Raw genomic sequence first — 20,694 nt, 5'->3', positions numbered from 1 at the left:
GCAATTCCAAGTAAAGATATTTTCGTCTTTCATTCGAATTAAATATTTTTTATAGCAGCGAATTATTCCTATTTTTGCCATGAGTCAGAAAAGAAGAAAGCGTAGGCGTTTTCTTTGCCTGTTGTAGGCATAACGCTTCTTCATTCATTCACTCAATAGCACAATGAAAGAATACGGCACAAACGTCCAGAAATTAGTTGATTATATATTATCGGTTCAAGACAAAGAAAAGCGTACCAAATATGCTTACTTGCTTGTCGAACTGATGCGTCAAGTACATCCGAATATGCGTGATAATCAGGATTATTCCAACAAACTGTGGGATGACTTGTATATTATGTCAAACTTCAAATTGGATGTCGACAGCCCCTTTCCTCCTCCATCGCCAGATGCCGTAGGAAAGCTACCAAAACAAGTACCATACAACGTAAACGAACTACGTTTTCGCTACTATGGTCGCAATGTTGAGTTGTTGATTAAGCGTGCTATCGCTGAAAGTAATGAAGAAGAAAAGCGTATTTTGGTAGCACACATCGCTCGATTAATGAAAACTTTTTACCAAAACTGGAACAAGGAAGTAGTCGACGATGAAGTTATTTGGGGTCATTTGTTAGAAATGTCAAATAATTTATTGGCTCCTGTGGTAGAAGGTATCTCTGGAAAATCTGCTTTAGGCAATTTGCGCAATGCACGCCCTGCTACCAGCAATAACAATTCTAGTAACGGCCGCAACAACAATAATAACAATAACAGCAATCGTAATTTCGGTGGTCGTAATAACAATCACCAAAACGAAAGAAACGATCGTAATAATAATCGTAATTCGAACGGTCCACGCAACAACGACAATAGAAACAATCACAATAATCGTAACAACGGAAAACGATAGTGCTGTTGGCCTCAAACACAAATCAACAAAATAATAGACCATTAGGCTTAACGGGCGCATTATCCCTTAATTATAAAATAGTATATGGCATCATTTAAAGTAACAGGCGGTCGCCACCTAAAAGGCGAGATTATCCCTCAGGGAGCCAAAAACGAAGCTTTGCAAATCTTGTGTGCGGTGGTTTTGACCAAAGAACCCGTTACCATTCACAACATTCCTAACATCCGTGACGTAAATCAATTGATTGAGTTATTGGGCGATATGGGTGTTCGTTGCACACGTTTGAGTGATTCTTCTATCAAGTTTGATGCCTCAGAAGTAAACCTTGATTATCTAAATTCAGAAACATATAAGCGTAAAGCAGCGGCTTTGAGAGGCTCAGTAATGTTATTGGGACCAACTTTGGCTCGCTTTAAAAAAGGTAGAATTCCTTCTCCAGGTGGTGACAAAATCGGTCGTCGTCGTTTGGATACTCACTTTCATGGCTTCATGAAATTGGGTGCTAAGTTTAACTACAGTCAAGAAGATGGCGGTATCTATGAAGTTGATGCTTCGCATTTGCAAGGTGCCTATATGTTGCTCGACGAAGCATCGGTAACAGGTACAGCCAACATCGTAATGGCTGCTGTATTGGCAGAAGGTACAACCACTATTTACAACGCTGCTTGTGAGCCTTATTTGCAACAGTTGTGTAAAATGTTGAACCGCATGGGGGCTAAAATCTCAGGGGTAGGTTCAAACTTATTGACTATCGAAGGTGTATCAGAATTGCATGGAACAGAGCATACTATGCTTCCAGATATGATTGAAATTGGTTCATTCATTGGTTTGGCGGCTATGACTCAATCAGAAATTACCATCAAAAATTGTTCAATTCCTGATTTGGGGATTATGCCACAGGTATTCCAAAAATTAGGTATCAAATTGGAATTCAGAGGAGATGATATTTTTGTTCCAGCACAAGACCATTATGAATTAGAAACATTCATCGATGGTTCAATGCTAACTGTTTCTGACCACCCTTGGCCTGGCTTTACTCCAGACTTGTTGAGTATTGTATTGGTAACAGCGATTCAAGCAAAAGGAACAGTATTGATTCACCAAAAAATGTTTGAAAGCCGTTTATTCTTCGTGGATAAATTGATTGAAATGGGCGCTCAAATTATTCTTTGTGACCCACACCGTGCTACGGTTGTTGGTTTGAACCGTCAACAACAATTACGTGGAATCCGTATGACATCACCCGATATTCGTGCAGGGGTTTCGTTGTTGATTGCAGCACTTTCAGCTAAAGGAACATCAATTATTGAAAATATTGAGCAGATTGACCGTGGTTATCAAAATATTGATACCCGTCTTAATGCAATTGGTGCCGAGATTGTTCGTTTATAGAATAGTACAAAGGCCCAGTGTTAAAACACTTCAGCGATTCATGGTGCTGAAGTGTTTTTTTTGTTCTAAAAATAAAGGTCTGACCCTAGATGTTTTCATGATTGTTTAATCGGCTAATTCGCTATCTTTAAGAGATAAATATTTAACATACCACATTCATGAACATCAAACAAAAAACACTGCTTTATCTCATTGGCATTCCTGTTGCGTATGCACTTGCACTAAGGTTGCTCTACAAAATACCTCGTCTTGAAGGAATTTTTTCGTTAATGTCTATCAGTTTTTTGTTTTTTGTTCCCTTTATCGTGGGGACATTGACTACCTATTTAGCCTCCGAAAACTATACAAATACCAAAGCAAAAGCAGCCTTTCTTCCTTGGATACCAATATTGATTTTCTTCTTTGTCACATTTTTATTTGCCATTGAGGGCTGGCCTTGCCTACTGATGATAGCCCCTATTTTTTTAATCGCAGCATCAATTGGAGGGCGATATGGAGTAAATTTGAAAAAAAGAGATAAGAATAATCGGCTACAACTATCAGCGTTGACTGTCCTTCCCTTTCTTATATCTCCAGTCGAGCAAATGATTGGCGCACATACCTCTGAATACAAAGCATATACCTATATCGACATAAAAGCGCCAGCGGAGAAGATTTGGAGTAATGTAACTAGAGTTAGAGAAATTTCAGAAAAAGAAGACCAAGGTTATCTTACGCATTTGCTCAATTTTCCTCGTCCTGTAAAAGCCGAGCTCAATTATGAAGGTGTTGGTGCATATCGTGCTGCTATATTTACCAATGGACTCGTTTTCCATGAAACTGTAACAGAATATATTCCTCTCAAAAAAATGTCATTTACCATCAAAGCACTTCCTCACGAAATTCCGCTTACAACTATGGATGAACATTTGGTGGTTGGAGGAAAATATTTTGATGTGCTCAATGGCACTTACGAACTCGAAAAGTTAGGTAATAATTCTTACCGACTTCACTTATTCAGTAATTTCAAACTAACGACCACTTTTAATTTCTATGCCAGTTGGTGGACAAAAAACATCATGAAAGATATTCAAAATAATATTCTTCAGATTGAAAAACAACGAGCTGAAGCCTACTCACTGACTAAATAATATTCATTCTTCCTAATTAAAGACTTAGTCTTTAATTAGGAAGATATCACGCGAAATCTCTCTATTTTTTCAAATTGGCAAATCAATCAAGAATAAACTTCCCGTCTTTGGGTTACTCTGAATATCAAGCTTTCCTTGGTATTTATTGACTCTTTCTCTGATATTTTGGATACCATTTCTATCCGTTTTTTGGTTGGTATCGAATCCAACGCCATTGTCTTGAATCGAAAGAAGGATTGATTTTTTTTGAATCATAATCTTTATACTCGCTTCGGTACATTGACTATGCTTGGCGATATTATTGACGGTTTCTTTGAAAATCAAATAGATGTCATGTCGTTTTTCCATGGGCAAAGCAATACCGCTCAAGTCCTCAGGAAGTTGTAATTGATAGTTGATATTCTTTGCCTCAAACAGCTCGCTGGCATAGCGTGTCATACGAGAAAGTACATTTTCTAAACTATCATTTTGAGGTTTGATACTCCACACAATATCGTCTAATGCCTCTGCTATCTTTTTGGCATCTTCTGAGATCCGTTCGACAAAGCCCTTATTTTCAGGCTGTTCTATGAGTCTTTGTTTGAGGATATTACTGATAATATTGATCCCGCTGATGGTTGAACCTACTTCATCATGCAAATCAGCCGAAATCTTATTTCTCACGGTATATATCTCTTTAATTTGCCTAATACGGTACAAATAAAAGCTATAAACAGCCACCAGCACTAGAAATCCTAATAATGTCTGAAACCACCAAGTTTGATAAAAATGAGGTTTAATTTCAAAATTAATCGCCAAAGGCACACTTGCCCAATTCCCTTGACTATCGCCTTGTTGTACTAATAATTCATATTGTTTTGGCGATAAATTCGAAAAGCTTATCATTTCAGCATTTCCATTATCTATCCAATTTTCATGAATATCGGCTAGTTTAAAACGAATGTGATTTTGCGAAGCTGATTTAAAGTTCAAAGGACTTAGTCTAATCGTTAAATTATTCTGCTGGGGCTCAAACACTAGCGATTCATGGGTATTGACCAATGTAGTATCGCCCAAAATTTCGATGGTAGAGATTTTTAAATTTGATTTAATATGCTTCTGTTGAAGCCTTTCCAACTGCAAAATATTAAACTGATTCGTAAAACCAAGCCATAATTGGTTGGCCGAATTTAGGCTATAGCCATGTACCACATCATTTTCGGTCAAGCCATCTTTTTCGGAAAAATAAGACACTTGGTTCTGTTTCCCTACCGAACATACCCCTTCGGTAGTACCCATCCAAATAGTACCTTTTTTATCCAACACAATCGAGTTACAATTTCCTCCTTTTAGTTTAAGATTTCCTGATGCTCCTGTCCGAATTATTTTCCCAGTCACAGTATTCAGCACATTAAACCCACCATATCCAGATATAGCAATAGTATTAGGAGCGTGGTAAGCCAAGCTTAAATAATAATCGGTAACAAAATCGGTATGCTTATTTTGATTTTCGGCTAAAACAAATTGTTTCTTTTTGATGTCAAAATGAGCAATCCCAAAACCTTTAGGAAACCACGCCGAAAACCATAGATTTCCATCCTCCGTTTCGAGAATATCCGTAAAAACATTTTGCTGAAAAAAGTTTTGATAAGGGAGCTCTTTCCAAGGCTGAACTAACTGATGTGTCTGCCAATCATATACCTGAATCGCTCCCCATTCAGGTAAGCACCACAGTTGATGCTGCCTAGTCAGACATACCTTTTTGATATTGGTGGAAAAAGAAATAAGCTTTTCCCAAGACTTTTTCTCAAGGTTTAATCTAAAAATGGCTCTCTGAGTACAAGCCAAAAGATTTCCTGTATCATCTTTCAGAAGCTGATTGACTGGCGCGCCATTAGGAATAGCAAACATTTGAAAATCGTTATTTTTCTCATTCCATGATAACACCCCCGTATGCGAAAGTCCTAGCCAATTGCGTTCTGAATTTTCATGAAAAAAGCAGGTGACTTTTACTGGAAATGCCACCAGTTTTTTGGGCAAATCTACCTGTAGAAGCGTTGCATCTATGGCAAAATCATGCTTGAGAAGTCCTACCGAAGAGGCTAACCATGTGATTTGATTTTGGGTATCCAAATAACAATCCTTCATGGTAATCCCTTCTTCTCTAAGATTAGAAAAATCTATAAATGACTGCTCCTGAGCATTAAAAAGATACAAAGAACGGTCAGTGCCAAGCCAAAAATGCGATGGTAAATGAGCGGGTTTCAAAAACACAGGAACGTCAGACTTAGAAGGAAGCTTGACGAAAGGACTAATCCGTTTTAGGGAGATTTCTAGTAAAAAAATACCTTCATTCGGCGTCGCAAACAAGACAGAATCCTTGCTCAAAAATGCAATATCACTTACAGATTGATTTTTCAAAACCTTCCATAAACGTTTTCTCAGTGGGTCATAGCACTGTATTCCCCACTGATTGGTAACCCAAACACGCCCTTGGATATCCTCCACAAAACGGCTTTTGAAGATATTAAACTGATAACTTGGCGTAATACGAAAGACTTTTAAATGCTTAGTTTGTGGTTCATAACACTTAATATTGTTAAAATCATTGGACCAAACTCGTCCTTGACTATCAGCATAAATATTTTCGTAATGGTCATTTTCGGGAAAAGCATCGTGGAGGTTGGAAGAGATTTCTTTCTGGATTTTTAAGCTTTTTTCATCAAGGCTGAAAAGTCCATTAATGTTGGCAAACCAGATTTTCCCTTTGTGGTCTGAAGACAAACCGAAGAGCATTTCAGCTTGTGGGAAATGGGTAAAATGATAGCCATCGTAGCGACTAATACTTTGTTTGAAACCCAACCACAAAAATCCTTGGGCATCTTTGGTAATAAACTGAACCTCTTTGGACAATAACCCTTCCTTAATTCCGAGGCGCTCAAAACTAATCCCAGAGTTTTGAGATAACAGTTGTGGAGTGGAAATGAGAATTAATAGCAAAAAAGTAAAGTATAATTTTCTGAGCATGTTGTGTAAGGTCTTTATCAAATCTAAACAAATGGCGTTGTGGTAATAATTATTCTGATTTACAGTTTGTTATCCGAATAATCAATTTTAAACAAAGAATTCGATTTTTGAGAACACTTCCAAAGCTTGTTCATGTTTTTGCAGTAATTTTTGAGTAAATGGAGTTTTTAAGTCTTTGGAATAATTTATGCCCTTTTAAATATTCGGCTTACGCCATTATTTTTCACGAAACTTCAAGCAATTTCATCTATATTTAAGGCATAAAATTCTGACCTTAAAACAATCCTTTTTTACAATTATGTCTGAAAGAACCATTGCCACACGCAAACGTATTGCGCTGATTGCACACGACAACAAGAAAGCTGAACTAATCGATTGGGTATATTACAATAGAGGAGTTTTGTCGCGTCATGAGCTCTTTGCGACAGGTACAACAGGGAAATTAATTGAAGAAGCTATAGATCGACCTGTCAAGAAATTTTTGAGTGGTCCACTCGGCGGCGACCAGCAAATTGGTGCATTGGTGGCTGAAGGCAAAGTGGATGTGCTAATTTTCTTTTGGGATCCAATGGCTTCACAACCTCACGATCCAGATATTAAAGCACTTTTACGCTTGGGTGTAGTTTGGAATATTCCAATGGCATGTAATCGTGCTACCGCCGATTTTATCTTGACTTCCAACCTTATAGCTGAAACCTACGAGTCAGTACAAACTGATTATTCGGGATATTTGAATAGAAAAGTTTAGTACCTTATTCGAAAAAGGCTGCGATGAACATTGCAGCCTTTTTCGAATCAATAATATCTTCTCAATTCAAGGAACTTCCTAAGAGCACTTTCAAATAACGCGCCAGACGCTCGATATTTTGTTTTTGACCTTCATCTGCCTTGTGTGCTTTTACCACAATATCGTACATTTCAGAAGTATCAAACAACATTGACCAATCTACTTGGGTTTCGTCTCCTTTTTCCTCAAAAAACACGGTTGTTGTAAAATGAGGATTAAAATGTTCAAAAACGATTTTATGATAAGGAATGATTTCTAAATAGATACTTCGATTGGGATAATTTTTCCCATCTGGCCCATGCATGGTCAGTCTCCATTCGCCCTCCTCTTGAACATCCATCACCTGAATGGTAGAGGTAAAACCAGCAGGTCCCCACCAGTTGACTATATGTTTCGGCTCAGTCCAGACTTTCCAAAGTAATTCAATCGGAGCATCGAAGGTAGTTATAGTTCGAAGCTCTTTGATACTAGTAGTATTCATTTTCATAAAGGGTTTAGCATTATCGTAGCTAAAAATAGCCGAAATTTGACGAATACCAAAGTAATATATTACTTTATCGCTATTCTTTGAGCTTTGATACTAGTTATGTCCTTTGGTTGCTAAATCAAAAACTTTACAAAAATTTGCTCCACCGATTTTGATAATTTCGGGTTCGGTTAAACCTAGTTTTAGTAATTCTTCCACAACGGTATAGAAATACCCCGAATGCTGAGATTCCCATATTTCATTGGTGCGTTCGCCAAATCGTTTTGGCTGATTGGCATTGTTCGGACGATTCTGGTTTGCATTTGGAGAACGGTAAGCTGGCGTCAATTTGGTGTCTGTTCCCAAACACACATGATCTACCCCAACAACCTCCACCATTGCTTTAATATTTTGTGCATACATTGATGGAGAGTCGGTCAAATGTCGCCAAACTCCGATTAAGCCACCTGCATCCGCTACGATTTTGGCTTGTTCCTTGCTTATCAAACGAGGCATCATCATTTTAGCCATATTTGGATTCTGCCCCAATTGTGTATTCAAACTTGTATGGGAAACTACCACAGGTTTGCTCGAAATTTTGAGAGCATCGTTGATAGCGGCGTCGCTGCAATGCGTTAAATCAATCAAAATTCCGAGTCTATTACATTCTTTGACCACTCCTTTTCCAAAATCTGATAATCCATTAAATTTGGGAGGATTAGTATAGATATCTCCCAAAGGCACCGAGGCATCATTGTCGTGTAAAAGCCCTAATTGTCTCAAGCCACGTTGATAAGCAATTTCTAAACGCTCTATTTTTCCTTCTAAAAAGTGCCCTCCCTCTACCGATTGAATTACCGTTGGAGTACCCGATTTATGAGCCTTTTTTAGGTCTACCAGATTGTATGATCGCTTGATTTGATTGTTTTCCAGTATTTTATCCATGGCATCCAAGCCATTCATAAAACGCTCATAAGCTTCTCCTTCATAAGTGAGCTTTTGGTAATCAACCGCAAAAGTCATACAAATGGCAGAAAGTCCCGATTTTTTCATTTCTGCTTTTAGCTCTACCGCAGGACCTGGCAACTCCTCTTTTTTGAGCGGAACATCAATGTGATTGTGTGTATCTATCGCAATGGTTTTCTTTATGATAGCGACTATACGAGGGTCGGTTTCATCTAGGGCAAATGAATGAAAAGATTTGAGTAACATGATACCTCCCATACCAGAGATAGCAGTCAAAAAATGTCTTCTTGTAAAATCGTTTCGGGTTTCTTTCATGATCAGTTTATGAATTGATTGTTGGTAAAATAGCTCGCGTTATTATTGACCGAACTCATTAATATTGACAGACCATTAGACCAGAATGTTGTGCGATTGTAAAGATGCTTTGGTGTGATTATAACTTTTTTCGACGTATATAACCTCTTACTCCATCAACGCGTTATAAATCGAGATAAAAAATGAGCACATTCAATTTAATTGATATCCTTTAGGCTAGAAACCCTAGCATTTAGTAAAAAAGCCTCATTGAATTCATAGGAAATATTTTACCGAAAGCCAATAGCTGAAAGCTCCAAGCATGAATTTAATCAAACATTCCTTTGACGGTTTTTGTACTTTCCTGGCGTGATGCCTGTGATAGATTTAAAAACTTTAGAAAAATATGGCACATTTTCAAAACCTGTTTGTGTAGCAATTTCTTCGAGAGTCATATCTCGAGTAATCATCAAATACTGCGCTCTCTCTATCCGTTTGTCCAAAATATAAGCCATTGGTCGCACACCCATGGTTTGAAGAAAAAGTCTTGAAAAATAATCTACATGCATGTTGGCACGTAATGCCAGCATCTTCACAGAAAGTTTTTCGGACATATTCAATTGAATATAATTGATAGAATCCATGATTTTGGAAGGAATTAAGGATTCGACCTGTGGAGAAAAATTTTCCTCTGCCAAAAATCTCGCCATAAGCTGAAACAATATTCCTTGAGTCTCGAACTGACAAGAGAGAGATTGTTGAAGATTAAGCTCTTGGTATTCTTTATAATAAATATCTTTCTCATAAACCTCAGGATTGTCTGATCGATTGATTCCTCTTCCGGGATTAATGGCAATGAGACGTTTAAAATTGACAATATCTATCTCATGAGCTTTTACCTTCAATACTTTTCGTTGATTAAAAAAAAGTGATAATCCACTCCCTAATTCTTCGAAAAATTGGACAAAATATTGACTCAAATACTGCTCACAAATCAAATCACAAACCGTAAAACTCGGAATCAGGTACAAGAAACCTGCCTCTAAATCTATAGACCCTTGTGTACTTGTAATTTTTCCATGGCCATCATCTATATAGTACAAGCGATAATAGGGACTCACCACGGTTTTATAATTCCATTTCGACCCCAACTTTACGTAGTCGACGTGTAAAAGAGAAAACAACTGATTTCTAGCAATATTTCTCATCTCAAAAGCCCAAAGTCTGATTAGTATAATTTAGCAAGAAAACTACCATACATAAAAAATAGTATAACACCCAATAAAAAAGGTAATATAGGTCATTAAACTATACTAAATAAAGATTTTTCATAACCTTTTCTATGATGAAAAGACAGATAAAGAATATCCTGAATACACAAAATATCTGATTTGTATAATAAAATTGCTGATTTCTATAAAAACAACACAAGGGTAAAGTCTAATTTTGTTAATTCCATTTCACTCTAATTCTGAGAATTATGAAAAGAAGAACGCTCCTTAAACAAATTGGCTTAGGTATTCCAAGTTTGGGCTTGGCACAACAATTACTTGCGAAAAAGCAGTCTGAGCACACCATACTTGAAGAGGCAATCGCTAAGGGAAAATTTACGCCCGATTGGGCTTCTTTAGAGCAATATCAAGTACCGAAGTGGTTTCAGGATGCGAAGTTTGGTATGTGGGCGCATTGGGGACCTCAATGTCAGGCAGAAGCAGGCGACTGGTATGCTAGAGGGATGTATCAAGAAGGAGATTGGCAATATAAATACCATGTAGAAAAATTTGGGCACCCGTCTAAGTTTGGGTTCAAAGATATTATTCATGAATGGAAAGCCGAAAAATGGAATCCAGATGAGTTGGTCACGCTTTATAAAAATACTGGAGCAAAATACTTTATCGGTATGGCAAACCACCATGACAACTTTGATATGTACGATAGTAAATATCAGAAAAACTGGAACTCAACGAAAATTGGCCCTAAAAAAGATATTATCGCAGGCTGGGCAAAAGCTGCCAAAGCCAACAATCTTCCTTTTGGGGTAAGTATCCACGCAAGTCATGCTTGGCGATGGTATGAGTCTGCTCAACGAAGCGATAAAAATGGGGCATTGGCGGGAGTTCCTTACGACGGCAAACTGCGTAAATCTGACGGAAAAGGAAAATGGTGGGAAGGTCTAGATCCTCAAGAACTCTATGCCCAAAACCATGAGCTAAGCGAGAATAGTCTTCAGAATGGCGCTATTCACAAACAGTGGGAATGGGAAAATGGGGCAAGCAGACCATCCAAAGAATACATTGAGAAATTCGTAAATCGAACTATCGACCTTATCAACAAATACGAACCCGATTTGCTGTATTTTGATGATACCAAACTTCCATTTTGGCCAATCAGCGATGCAGGATTGCGAATTGCAGCCCATCATTACAACATGAGTATCAAGCGTCACGGAGAGTTAAGAGCCGTCATTAATGGCAAAATTTTGGATGAAAACGAACGAAAAGCCATGGTCTGGGACATCGAACGTGGACAAGCTAGCGATATTCAACCTTTTGTTTGGCAGACGGATACTTGTATCGGAAGTTGGCATTATGACCGTGGTGTTTATAATAGAGATGGCTACAAATCAGCCAAATCTGTCATTCATGCGCTGGTAGATATTGTTAGTAAAAATGGGAATTATTTGCTCAATGTACCCGTTCGTGGCGATGGAAGTATTGATGAAAAAGAACGTAAAATTGTAGAAGAAATCGGTCGTTGGATGGCCGTAAATAGTGGAAGCATCTATGGCACAAGACCATGGAAAATCTATGGAGAAGGTCCTTCTACTCAGAACGAAGCCAAGCTAAATGCACAAGGTTTCAACGAAGGTAAAACAAAATATACTTCAGAAGATATTCGCTTTAATACTTTGGGAAATACGCTTTTTGCCACAGTAATGGATTGGCCTTCGAATGGCAAAGTGCTTATCAAGAGTTTGGCTCAAAATAGCCCTTTACATTCCCAAACTATCAATAAGGTGGAGTTTTTGGGGAATCAAAATCAACCTTTGAATTTCGAAAGACATTCAGATGGATTACACATCCAATTCCCTGAAAACAAGCTAGTTGATAGTTACGCCAATGTTTTGAAAATTTCTTAGTAAATAGAAATTCAATCTTAAGACAACGAATTATAATCCTCTTTGTTAATGAAAGTAAAAGGAAGTTTTAGTTAATGGTTTATCTGAGGTCTGGTTACCGGACAAAATTGAAAATACTAGTTCAAGACTTAGTCTTGGACTCATTTTTTAACAGTTTGAAACTGTTTTTACAAAATTCAGTGAAAAAGTCCAAACACCTGAATCACACTTTCACATTTTGCCCAGTAATCAGAATAATAACTAATAATATCTTCCTACTTATGTATTAAAAATTTCACCTAAAAATGAGTCATTACTCAATCACTAAGTTGTAAATGACTCTTTTTTCGATTAAGTGAAGTTATGAAACCGATGGATGCAATTTCCCGATTCTCACTGTCGTGAGCAATAACATCACAAAAGCACCCATTGAAAAATATCCTAAAGCCAAATCTGGCTGAGTGGCAGGATGTAACATATTTACCACAGTATAACTCAATCCTGAAGTAAGAATAAAGGCAACACCTCCCGTAAATCCACCTGAAACACCTGCAATTTTAGGGAAACGACTCAGACAATACGTAAAGTAGTTGTTAAAAGTAAAACCAGCCGCCAAATGAATAAAAAAGGCAAATCCAAGCAGAGTGTAAAGGTTTTGAAGCCACTGAGAAGAAATATACATGGCCAAAATCAAGGTGGTTTGCACCAAACTTGCCAATTGTATTTTGGGTAAAAAGGGTTTATTCATTAAAGTGCGTCCCAAAAATCCACCCAACATCCATGCTATCCCCATAATTAAGGAAGCATATCCAACGGTCACAGGCGTATATCCCATCTGATGCTCAATGATAAACGGCGCACTCAGATTGAACAAAAATATCATTCCATAGCTAAGTCCTACAATCAATAAGCCCAAAAAGAAATCAGGAGTTGTAATCATTTCCTTAAAATTACGCAACAGATTACCCGCATTAAAGGCAGTCTTTTTACGAATAGTTTCGCCCGAAAACAAAAACTCTAATACACATACCACACCACTATATACCGCCAATAAGTAAAAATTAGACTGCCAGCCAAAATGTTCTTGCAAATACCCCCCAATAAACGGTGCCACAATCGGACCAGCCGACCAAACAATGGTCATGAGGCTCAAGTATTGTCTTCTTTCTTCGCCCTCATACACATCCACAAAAAAAGCTCGCTTGGCCACAATCGCAAAAGCTGAGAGAATTCCCTGTATCACACGCATCGCATAAATCATGTATATATCTGTACTTATGGCAGTTATCCAAAAAGAAACCATAAATAAAAAAAGAGAGATAGTCGACAGTTTATATCGTCCGAAGGCATCGAGAATACTTCCTACAAAAAACTGGGCAATGGCATAGCTCCCCAAATAGAGGGATAAAGTGAGCTGTATGCTGTTTTCTGCTTGACCAAAATATTTTGCCATATATGGCATCGAAGGCAAGTAAATATCCGTTGCCAAACCCGACATTGGTATTACCGCAAATGCTAACAAAGTAGCAATAAATCTATTTTTTTCCTGAACTGCTTTCATGATCTTATTTTAAGGGACAAAGTAAACAGGCACAAAGTGTATGAAGTGATTATTTACTAAGCGCTTTTCCAATAAACAGAACTTTTCACTTTGTGCCTAAGTGCCTTATCACTGTTCACTACTAATTTTAATTCAAAATTATAGGACAAAAAGAAGGCTACAAAAGAAGATTCAAACAAGAAATTATAAAATTCAAACAAGTTCTAGTTTTCTTAACTCTTTTGGTTTGTTCCCTGTAGCTTTTCTGTAAAAATTATTAAAGTAAGCAGGATATTCAAATCCTAAGCAATAGGCAATTTCGGCAATAGCCCAATCGGTATAAGTTAATAATTGATTTGCCTCAAGCACAATTCTGTGAGCAATATGCTCGGTGGTAGTTTTTCCCGTAATTGTTTTGACCGCACGATTCAAATGGTTGACATGCAAATTCAATTTATCAGCAAAGTCTTTGGCGGTGGTCAACTGCAATTGATTTTGCATGGAATCAATTGGAAATTGGCTTTCCAATACATCAAAAAATTGCTGAGTAATACGAGCATTAGCATTGACAGGAACTTCCTGTTGCGATTGGTTAAAGGACTTTAAGGCATAATGCACTATCAAATGCAAATAATTTCGCATAATATCCTGTTTATAAGCATAGTTACCCAAACTTTCGCATTTCATTTTTTGAAACAAATCCGATATTTCGTCAACACTTTTTTCATCTAAAAAATAAACTTTATCGGTATTCATTTGAAACATAGGTAGCTCTGTCAACAAATTATCTCGTTGATGAATAAAGGCTTCATTAAAAATACAGAACCAACCTTTCTGCAAATCCGAAACAGATTGCCAATAATAGGGTAAAGTTGGGTTACTAAAAAGCAAAGCAGGCTTGTCGATATAGATCGTTTTGTCTGCATATTCTACACGACCCTCTCCTATTACAAGTGTTACTTTATAATAATCTCGACGTGAATAAGGTAAAAGATTTTTACAATCTCCTCTTTCAAAAACATTGATATGAGGCGCATTTTGACTAATAGATTCTCTTGGTTGAATCTCTAGTCTCTGATAAAACTCTTGTAAATTCTCTGTTACTTTCATATCACTAAATTATAAAATTCAAACCATCTTTTAGAATACTTATTTTCACAAAATGTATTTTTTCAAGAACAAGTTCCCTATTACTAACAGTTCTTTAAAATTTAATCTTTAATTTTATATAGTTTGTTTCTAGTAACAGGAATACACTATTTTATGGTATTCACTCATTTTCTATTTAAACATTTATGCAATCTCCCAACCGTCGTACCTTTTTGCGTCAATCCAGCAGTTTAGCCTTGGCAAGCTTGCTTCCGTCCTCTTTGTATCAAAGAGTGTCTTTTGCTAAAACCGTTAAAGCCAAAGTTCATGTCAATTTTGAAAAGCCAATCGGTAAAATAGAACCTGAAATCTACGGACAATTCATCGAATATCTCGGTCGAGCCATTACTGGTGGAGTGGTTGATGCCAAAACTAATCAAGTCAGAAAAGATGTGTTGGAAAAAATCAAAAGACTTCAAACGCCTTTGTTGAGATTTCCAGGAGGTACTGTTACCAAAATATACCACTGGCAAGACGGTATCGGTCCCAAAAACTTACGTCCCGTTCGACCAAACCTCATTTGGGGTGGTGAAGAAAGCAATCAATTTGGTACCAATGAGTTTATCGATTATTGTCGTTTGCTCAAAACCGACCCATTTTTGGTGGTCAATATGAATACAGGTACACCAGAAGAAGCCTCCAACTGGGTCGAATACTGTAATGGTGCGGGAAATACCTCCTTTGCTAGCCTACGCAAAAAACATGGTTATCCTCAAGCTCACAAGGTAAAATATTGGGGATTAGGCAATGAAGAAAGCGCCGTTCCTGATACGGGTCGTTTACAAGACCCTAATAAATATGTAGAAATAGCTTGGCAATACGCCAAACTTATGAAGTTACAAGACCCTAACATTTCGCTAGTTTTGGCGGGCGGTGATACCAAATGGAACGAAACGCTTATCAAAGAACTCCATCCTATTGCCGATTATATCTCCTTGCATTATTATGCCAATTCCAAGAAAGGTCAACCTGCTTCACTCTTTGCGCATATTGATACATTCGAAAAAGAAATCGTAGCTACAAAAAAGCAAATTCATGAACTAGCACCTGAAAAAGTAGAGAATTTTAATCGTTGGTATCGTTTTCCGGCCCGTAAAAAACCCTTAAAAATTGCCTTGGACGAATGGGGAATCTGGGAAAATGAAGGAAAAGGTGCTTACAATCTTGAAGTAACGTATCAGTGGTTTCATGCCTTAGGGGTTGCAGGCTTTCTGAATATATTCCAACGTCAAGCAGACATTGTGGGCATGGCAACTTGGGCTCAGACCGTCAATGTGCTAGCGCCAATAATGACCAATGATAAGGAGTCTATCTGTCAAACAGTTTTCTATCCACTCGAACTTTATCGTAAATATTGTAAAGGAACAAGTATTGTCACCGAAGTCGAAAGTCCAGCCTTGGAACAATTGGGCGCAGAAAATCTTGGCATTTTAGATACTGCTGCCAGTTATGATGAAGACACCAAAACTCTAACGCTCGCTGTTGTAAACCGTCATCCAACGGTGGCTGTAGAGACGGAAATTGATTTCCCTGTAGCCAAAAGCTTGAAAATATTTGAGAAACATGAGCTTACAGCTACCTCATATACGGCAGCCAATACGCTTGAAAAACCTTCTCAGAATGTGGTAAATTATCAACATCAAAAGATCGATAACAGTATTTCAAGTATCACCCTAGCTCCTGCTTCTATTACACTCTTGAGATTTAGGTAAATAATGTAGTATTTGTTTTTACCCAGAAAGGCAATACGTTCGGTATTGCCTAATCTATAGATTTTCTTAGGGATTCAGTTTTAAAAACCCTAAATTTGCACTTTCTTAAGTAATTCGGCTGTTTTATGTAATTTTTCTGACTCAAAATTACCGAATTAGGCACAATCAACTATCAATTTGCTATCATCATGATTCATTTCTTCGGAAGTCACTCTGGTAATGTTTTTGCTGTCCAAGCTCAATCTGCCATCGCAGAGGAAGATATTCAAAAACTAGTGTGGCTTTTCAACAGTTCAAGAGACCATCGTTTCACTGTCATCAATCAAGAGGATGCTTCGTTAGAGGCGGTTTTTGTAGGTCCACGTGCCGCTATGATTACTCCATGGAGTACCAATGCTGTGGAAATTACCCAAAACATGGGTATTCAGGGAATTATCCGTATTGAAGAGTTTGCTCAGGTAGCCGAAGATTTTACGGACTTCGACCCAATGTTATCGCAAAAGTACACAAGCTTACACCAAGCTATTTACACGATAAAAATTCAGCCTGAACCTATTCTCGAAATTGATGATATTGCAGCCTACAACAAACAAGAAGGGCTTGCGCTAAGTCAGGAAGAGATCGACTATTTGAATGGTCTTTCAGAAAAATTAGGTCGCAAATTGACAGATTCTGAAGTATTTGGTTTCTCTCAGGTAAACTCTGAACACTGTCGTCACAAAATCTTCAACGGTACGTTTATCATCGACGGAGAAGAAAAACCAAGCTCTCTTTTCAAGCTCATCAAGAAAACTTCTGAAACGAATCCAAACGATATCGTTTCTGCTTATAAAGACAACGTTGCTTTCATCAAAGGTCCTCGCGTTACTCAATTTGCTCCAAAATCTGCTGACAAACCAGACTTCTACGACGAAAAAGAATTCGATTCTGTTATTTCGGTAAAAGCTGAAACACACAACTTCCCAACAACTGTTGAGCCATTTAACGGTGCAGCGACGGGTTCAGGTGGTGAAATTCGTGACCGTTTGGCTGGTGGACAAGGTTCTTTGCCTTTGGCTGGAACGGCGGTTTATATGACTTCATATTCTCGCTTGGAAGAATCTCGTCCTTGGGAAAAAGGAATGGACGAGCGTGCTTGGTTATATCAAACACCAATGGATATCTTGATAAAGGCTTCGAATGGTGCTTCTGATTTTGGTAACAAATTCGGTCAGCCGCTGATTACAGGTTCTGTTTTGACGTTTGAACATGAAGAAGAAGCTCGCAAATTAGGTTTCGATAAAGTAATCATGTTGGCTGGTGGTATTGGTTATGGCAAAGAAAGTCAAGCCAAAAAACAAAAGCCATCGGTTGGAGATAAAGTAGTAGTATTAGGTGGCGAAAACTACCGTATTGGTATGGGTGGAGCAGCCGTTTCTTCGGCAGATACAGGTGCATTTGGTTCAGGTATCGAATTGAATGCGATTCAGCGTTCAAACCCAGAAATGCAAAAACGTGCCGCCAATGCAATTAGAGGCTTAGTTGAGTCAGACGAAAACCCAATCGTTTCTATCCACGACCACGGTGCAGGTGGACACCTTAACTGTTTGTCGGAATTGGTAGAAGAAACAGGCGGTTTGATTGATTTAGACAAATTACCAGTTGGTGACCCAACGCTTTCAGCCAAAGAAATCATCGGTAACGAATCACAAGAACGTATGGGCTTGGTGATTGGTGAAAAAGATATAGCAACGCTTCAGCGTGTAGCAGAGCGCGAACGCTCGCCAATGTACACTGTGGGAGATATTACAGGTAACAACCGTTTTACATTCGAATCAAAATCTACAGGTGCTAAACCAATGGATTTTGCCATTTCGGAAATGTTCGGAAGCTCGCCTAAAATTGTGATGGAAGACAAAACTATTGCACGTAATTACGCAGGTTTGTCCTATTCAGAAACAGAAATTCCAACGTATTTGAATCAAGTATTGCAGTTAGAAGCTGTAGCTTGTAAAGATTGGTTGACCAACAAAGTGGATCGTTGCGTAGGTGGACGAGTTGCCAAACAACAATGTGCTGGTCCATTGCAATTGCCTTTGAACAACGTAGGTGTGATGGCCTTAGATTTCAAAGGAAAAGATGGTATCGCCACTTCTGTAGGACATTCGCCAGTAGCCGCTATCGTAGACCCAGCAGCGGGCTCACGTACTGCTATTGCAGAGGCATTGTCAAACATCGTTTTTGCACCATTGAAAGACGGTTTAAAATCGGTTTCATTGTCAGCTAACTGGATGTGGGCTTGTAAAAACGCAGGCGAAGATGCACGTTTATACGAAGCCGTAAAAGCTTGTTCAGACTTTGCCATTGAATTAGGAATCAATATTCCAACAGGAAAAGATTCCCTTTCGATGAAACAAAAATATCCAAACGATGAAGTAATTGCTCCGGGAACTGTAATTATCTCGGCAGGGGCTCATTGTTCGGACATCAATAAAGTAGTTGAGCCAGTGCTACAACGCAATGGCGGTTCTATTTACTATTTGAATTTATCAAAAGATCATTTCAAATTAGGCGGTAGCTCATTTGCACAAATTTTGAACAAAGTAGGTAACGAAGTTCCAACGATTCAAGATGCAGCATACTTCAAAACGGCGTTCGATACTTTCCAAGATTTAATCAAAGCAGGAAAAATCGAGGCAGGTCACGATATCGGTAGCGGTGGTTTGATTACGACTTTATTAGAAATGTGTTTTGCAGATGTAAACCTTGGCGCCAACTTCGATTTGTCAGGTTTAGGCGAAAGCGATACCGTAAAAGCTTTGTTCAACGAAAATATTGCCTTGGTATTCCAAGCAGATGCTTCAGTTGAGGCAGTTTTTGCAGCGAACAATATTACAATCGTTAAAATTGGAGAAGTAGCAGAAGGAGATACCGTTTCAGTGAAAAACAATGCTACTTCATTTGATTTTTCAGTAGCTGATTTAAGAGATGTTTGGTACAAAACTTCATTCCTTTTAGATTCAAAACAATCGAAAAACGGAACGGCTTTAGACCGCTATACCAACTACAAAAACCAACCTTTAACTTACACATTCCCTTCACAGTTCACAGGAAAATTAACTGACCACCGTGCGATTTCAACTCGTCCGAAAGCAGCAATTATCCGTGAAAAAGGCTCGAACTCAGAGCGTGAAATGGCAAATGCGATGTATTTGGCAGGTTTTGATGTAAAAGATGTTCACATGACTGACCTTATTTCTGGTCGTGAGACATTGGAAGATATTCAGTTTATTGGTGCAGTTGGTGGTTTCTCAAACTCAGATGTTTTAGGTTCGGCAAAAGGTTGGGCTGGAGCATTTTTGTACAACGAAAAAGCCAATGCTGCCATCAAGAAATTCTTCGAACGTGAAGACACGCTTTCGGTAGGTATTTGTAATGGTTGTCAGTTGTTTATGGAATTGGAATTAATCAATCCAGACCATGATATCCACGGTAAAATGCACCATAACAAATCGCATAAGCACGAAAGTATCTTTACGTCAGTAACTATCCAGCAAAACAACTCAGTAATGCTTTCTACCTTAGAAGGAACTACTTTAGGTGTTTGGGTATCACACGGAGAAGGTAAGTTTGTATTGCCTTATGGCGAAGAACGTTATCACATTGTTGGTAAATATGGTTATGCAGAATATCCTGCTAATCCAAACGATTCGGATTACAACACCGCCATGATGTGCGACTCAACAGGTCGTCACTTGGTAACTATGCCACACATCGAACGTTCGACCTTCCCTTGGAACTGGGCAAACTACCCAGCCAACCGCAAAAACGACGAAGTAAGTCCTTGGTTAGAAGCATTTATTAATGCGAGACTTTGGATTGAGGAGAAGAATAAGTAGAGATACTAAATTGAAAAACATGAGTCATCCCGAATTTTTCGTGAAGACTTTTAAAAAAGAAACCTCCTTGTTTACTTTGTGAATTACGACAAACACAAACAAACAGGAGGTTTCTATGCATAAAGCATTTCTACAAAATAATGACATAAAATCGAGTAAGTCAAGACTCTCTCATTTACTTCTTCATAAACTTGATCTTTATCTTGCTGACGTCCAGTTATCGTTAGATTCTGTTCTGGATAAGCGTTTAGTTCGTACTTTTTACGATTTAATAGTTGCCATTTTATTGCATCGACACAACTCTATGGGCTTATTGCTTAGTGAGTTAGGTGGCTATATTTGCGGTTTTTCACATGCTCCCGCTGGG

Annotated in this window: 13 protein-coding genes and 1 pseudogene; 8 read left to right on the top strand and 6 right to left on the bottom strand. The window is 38.2% G+C overall.

The window, feature by feature from the left end:
* Nucleotides 1–163 precede the first annotated feature (163 nt).
* From BWI92_RS22960 to BWI92_RS22950, 3 genes are all read left to right on the top strand, one after another.
* Nucleotides 164–889, top strand: a complete 726-nt coding sequence (locus BWI92_RS22960; protein WP_095167219.1) for a DUF4290 domain-containing protein — start codon at nucleotides 164–166, stop codon at nucleotides 887–889.
* 84 nt (nucleotides 890–973) lie between these two features.
* Nucleotides 974–2,281, top strand: coding sequence for a UDP-N-acetylglucosamine 1-carboxyvinyltransferase (gene murA / locus BWI92_RS22955; protein ID WP_095167217.1), 1,308 nt, complete (start codon nucleotides 974–976; stop codon nucleotides 2,279–2,281).
* 158 nt (nucleotides 2,282–2,439) lie between these two features.
* Entirely contained in the window at nucleotides 2,440–3,411 is a 972-nt protein-coding gene (locus BWI92_RS22950) for a hypothetical protein (RefSeq protein ID WP_095167215.1), read from the top strand.
* 69 nt (nucleotides 3,412–3,480) lie between these two features.
* On the opposite strand, the gene BWI92_RS22945 is transcribed toward BWI92_RS22950, so the two are convergent.
* Entirely contained in the window at nucleotides 3,481–6,417 is a 2,937-nt protein-coding gene (locus BWI92_RS22945; RefSeq protein ID WP_095167213.1) for a triple tyrosine motif-containing protein, read from the bottom strand.
* A gap of 298 nt (nucleotides 6,418–6,715) precedes the next feature.
* Between BWI92_RS22945 and BWI92_RS22940 the strand changes: the two genes are divergently transcribed.
* Nucleotides 6,716–7,165 carry a methylglyoxal synthase gene (locus BWI92_RS22940; RefSeq protein ID WP_095167210.1) on the top strand — a complete coding sequence of 150 codons (450 nt, stop codon included), beginning with the start codon at nucleotides 6,716–6,718 and terminating at the stop codon, nucleotides 7,163–7,165.
* Nucleotides 7,166–7,226: 61 nt separating this feature from the next.
* Here the strand turns inward: BWI92_RS22940 and BWI92_RS22935 are convergent, their stop codons facing one another.
* The 3 genes from BWI92_RS22935 to BWI92_RS22925 all read right to left on the bottom strand — a co-directional run bounded on the left by BWI92_RS22935 (nucleotide 7,227) and on the right by BWI92_RS22925 (nucleotide 10,138).
* Nucleotides 7,227–7,685 (bottom strand): SRPBCC domain-containing protein, encoded by a 459-nt coding sequence (locus BWI92_RS22935; RefSeq protein ID WP_229242182.1) that lies wholly within the window; start codon nucleotides 7,683–7,685, stop codon nucleotides 7,227–7,229.
* 99 nt (nucleotides 7,686–7,784) lie between these two features.
* On the bottom strand, nucleotides 7,785–8,951 hold the full coding sequence (locus tag BWI92_RS22930; RefSeq protein WP_095167204.1) for a dipeptidase: 1,167 nt from the start codon (nucleotides 8,949–8,951) through the stop codon (nucleotides 7,785–7,787).
* A 311-nt stretch (nucleotides 8,952–9,262) separates the two neighbouring features.
* Nucleotides 9,263–10,138: an AraC family transcriptional regulator gene (locus tag BWI92_RS22925; protein WP_095167202.1), complete on the bottom strand. Its 876-nt coding sequence runs from the start codon at nucleotides 10,136–10,138 to the stop codon at nucleotides 9,263–9,265.
* Between the two features lie 272 nt (nucleotides 10,139–10,410).
* Between BWI92_RS22925 and BWI92_RS22920 the strand changes: the two genes are divergently transcribed.
* Entirely contained in the window at nucleotides 10,411–12,069 is a 1,659-nt protein-coding gene (locus BWI92_RS22920; protein ID WP_095167200.1) for an alpha-L-fucosidase, read from the top strand.
* 340 nt (nucleotides 12,070–12,409) lie between these two features.
* Here BWI92_RS22920 and BWI92_RS22915 read toward each other — a convergent pair whose 3' ends face one another.
* The gene (locus BWI92_RS22915) at nucleotides 12,410–13,609 is read right to left on the bottom strand and encodes an MFS transporter (protein ID WP_095167198.1); all 1,200 of its coding nucleotides are present in this window, start codon (nucleotides 13,607–13,609) and stop codon (nucleotides 12,410–12,412) included.
* Between the two features lie 192 nt (nucleotides 13,610–13,801).
* On the bottom strand, nucleotides 13,802–14,698 hold the full coding sequence (locus BWI92_RS22910; RefSeq protein WP_095167196.1) for an AraC family transcriptional regulator: 897 nt from the start codon (nucleotides 14,696–14,698) through the stop codon (nucleotides 13,802–13,804).
* A gap of 185 nt (nucleotides 14,699–14,883) precedes the next feature.
* Here BWI92_RS22910 and BWI92_RS22905 point away from each other — a divergent pair, with 185 nt between their 5' ends.
* The 3 genes and pseudogenes from BWI92_RS22905 to BWI92_RS27800 form a co-directional block, all read left to right on the top strand.
* A complete protein-coding gene (locus tag BWI92_RS22905; RefSeq protein ID WP_095167194.1) occupies nucleotides 14,884–16,449 on the top strand; it encodes an alpha-N-arabinofuranosidase in 1,566 nt (521 codons plus the stop codon).
* A 188-nt stretch (nucleotides 16,450–16,637) separates the two neighbouring features.
* The gene (gene purL / locus BWI92_RS22900; RefSeq protein WP_095167192.1) at nucleotides 16,638–20,327 is read left to right on the top strand and encodes a phosphoribosylformylglycinamidine synthase; all 3,690 of its coding nucleotides are present in this window, start codon (nucleotides 16,638–16,640) and stop codon (nucleotides 20,325–20,327) included.
* A gap of 115 nt (nucleotides 20,328–20,442) precedes the next feature.
* A pseudogene (locus BWI92_RS27800) lies at nucleotides 20,443–20,694 on the top strand (hypothetical protein); the annotation flags it as partial.

Source organism: Flectobacillus sp. BAB-3569, from assembly GCF_002270355.1.
Taxonomy (GTDB): domain Bacteria; phylum Bacteroidota; class Bacteroidia; order Cytophagales; family Spirosomataceae; genus Flectobacillus; species Flectobacillus roseus.
The sequence above is the reverse complement of the archived record's forward strand: the minus strand, read 5'-3'. Positions and strand labels throughout refer to the sequence as shown.

Bases quoted from the DNA above. Each gene is read 5' to 3' on its own strand.
- BWI92_RS22960 (WP_095167219.1), top strand. From the start codon at position 164: ATGAAAGAATACGGCACAAACGTCCAGAAATTAGTTGATTATATATTA.
- murA (WP_095167217.1), top strand. From the start codon at position 974: ATGGCATCATTTAAAGTAACAGGCGGTCGCCACCTAAAAGGCGAGATT.
- BWI92_RS22950 (WP_095167215.1), top strand. From the start codon at position 2,440: ATGAACATCAAACAAAAAACACTGCTTTATCTCATTGGCATTCCTGTT.
- BWI92_RS22945 (WP_095167213.1), bottom strand. From the start codon at position 6,417: ATGCTCAGAAAATTATACTTTACTTTTTTGCTATTAATTCTCATTTCC.
- BWI92_RS22940 (WP_095167210.1), top strand. From the start codon at position 6,716: ATGTCTGAAAGAACCATTGCCACACGCAAACGTATTGCGCTGATTGCA.
- BWI92_RS22935 (WP_229242182.1), bottom strand. From the start codon at position 7,685: ATGAATACTACTAGTATCAAAGAGCTTCGAACTATAACTACCTTCGAT.
- BWI92_RS22930 (WP_095167204.1), bottom strand. From the start codon at position 8,951: ATGAAAGAAACCCGAAACGATTTTACAAGAAGACATTTTTTGACTGCT.
- BWI92_RS22925 (WP_095167202.1), bottom strand. From the start codon at position 10,138: ATGAGAAATATTGCTAGAAATCAGTTGTTTTCTCTTTTACACGTCGAC.
- BWI92_RS22920 (WP_095167200.1), top strand. From the start codon at position 10,411: ATGAAAAGAAGAACGCTCCTTAAACAAATTGGCTTAGGTATTCCAAGT.
- BWI92_RS22915 (WP_095167198.1), bottom strand. From the start codon at position 13,609: ATGAAAGCAGTTCAGGAAAAAAATAGATTTATTGCTACTTTGTTAGCA.
- BWI92_RS22910 (WP_095167196.1), bottom strand. From the start codon at position 14,698: ATGAAAGTAACAGAGAATTTACAAGAGTTTTATCAGAGACTAGAGATT.
- BWI92_RS22905 (WP_095167194.1), top strand. From the start codon at position 14,884: ATGCAATCTCCCAACCGTCGTACCTTTTTGCGTCAATCCAGCAGTTTA.
- purL (WP_095167192.1), top strand. From the start codon at position 16,638: ATGATTCATTTCTTCGGAAGTCACTCTGGTAATGTTTTTGCTGTCCAA.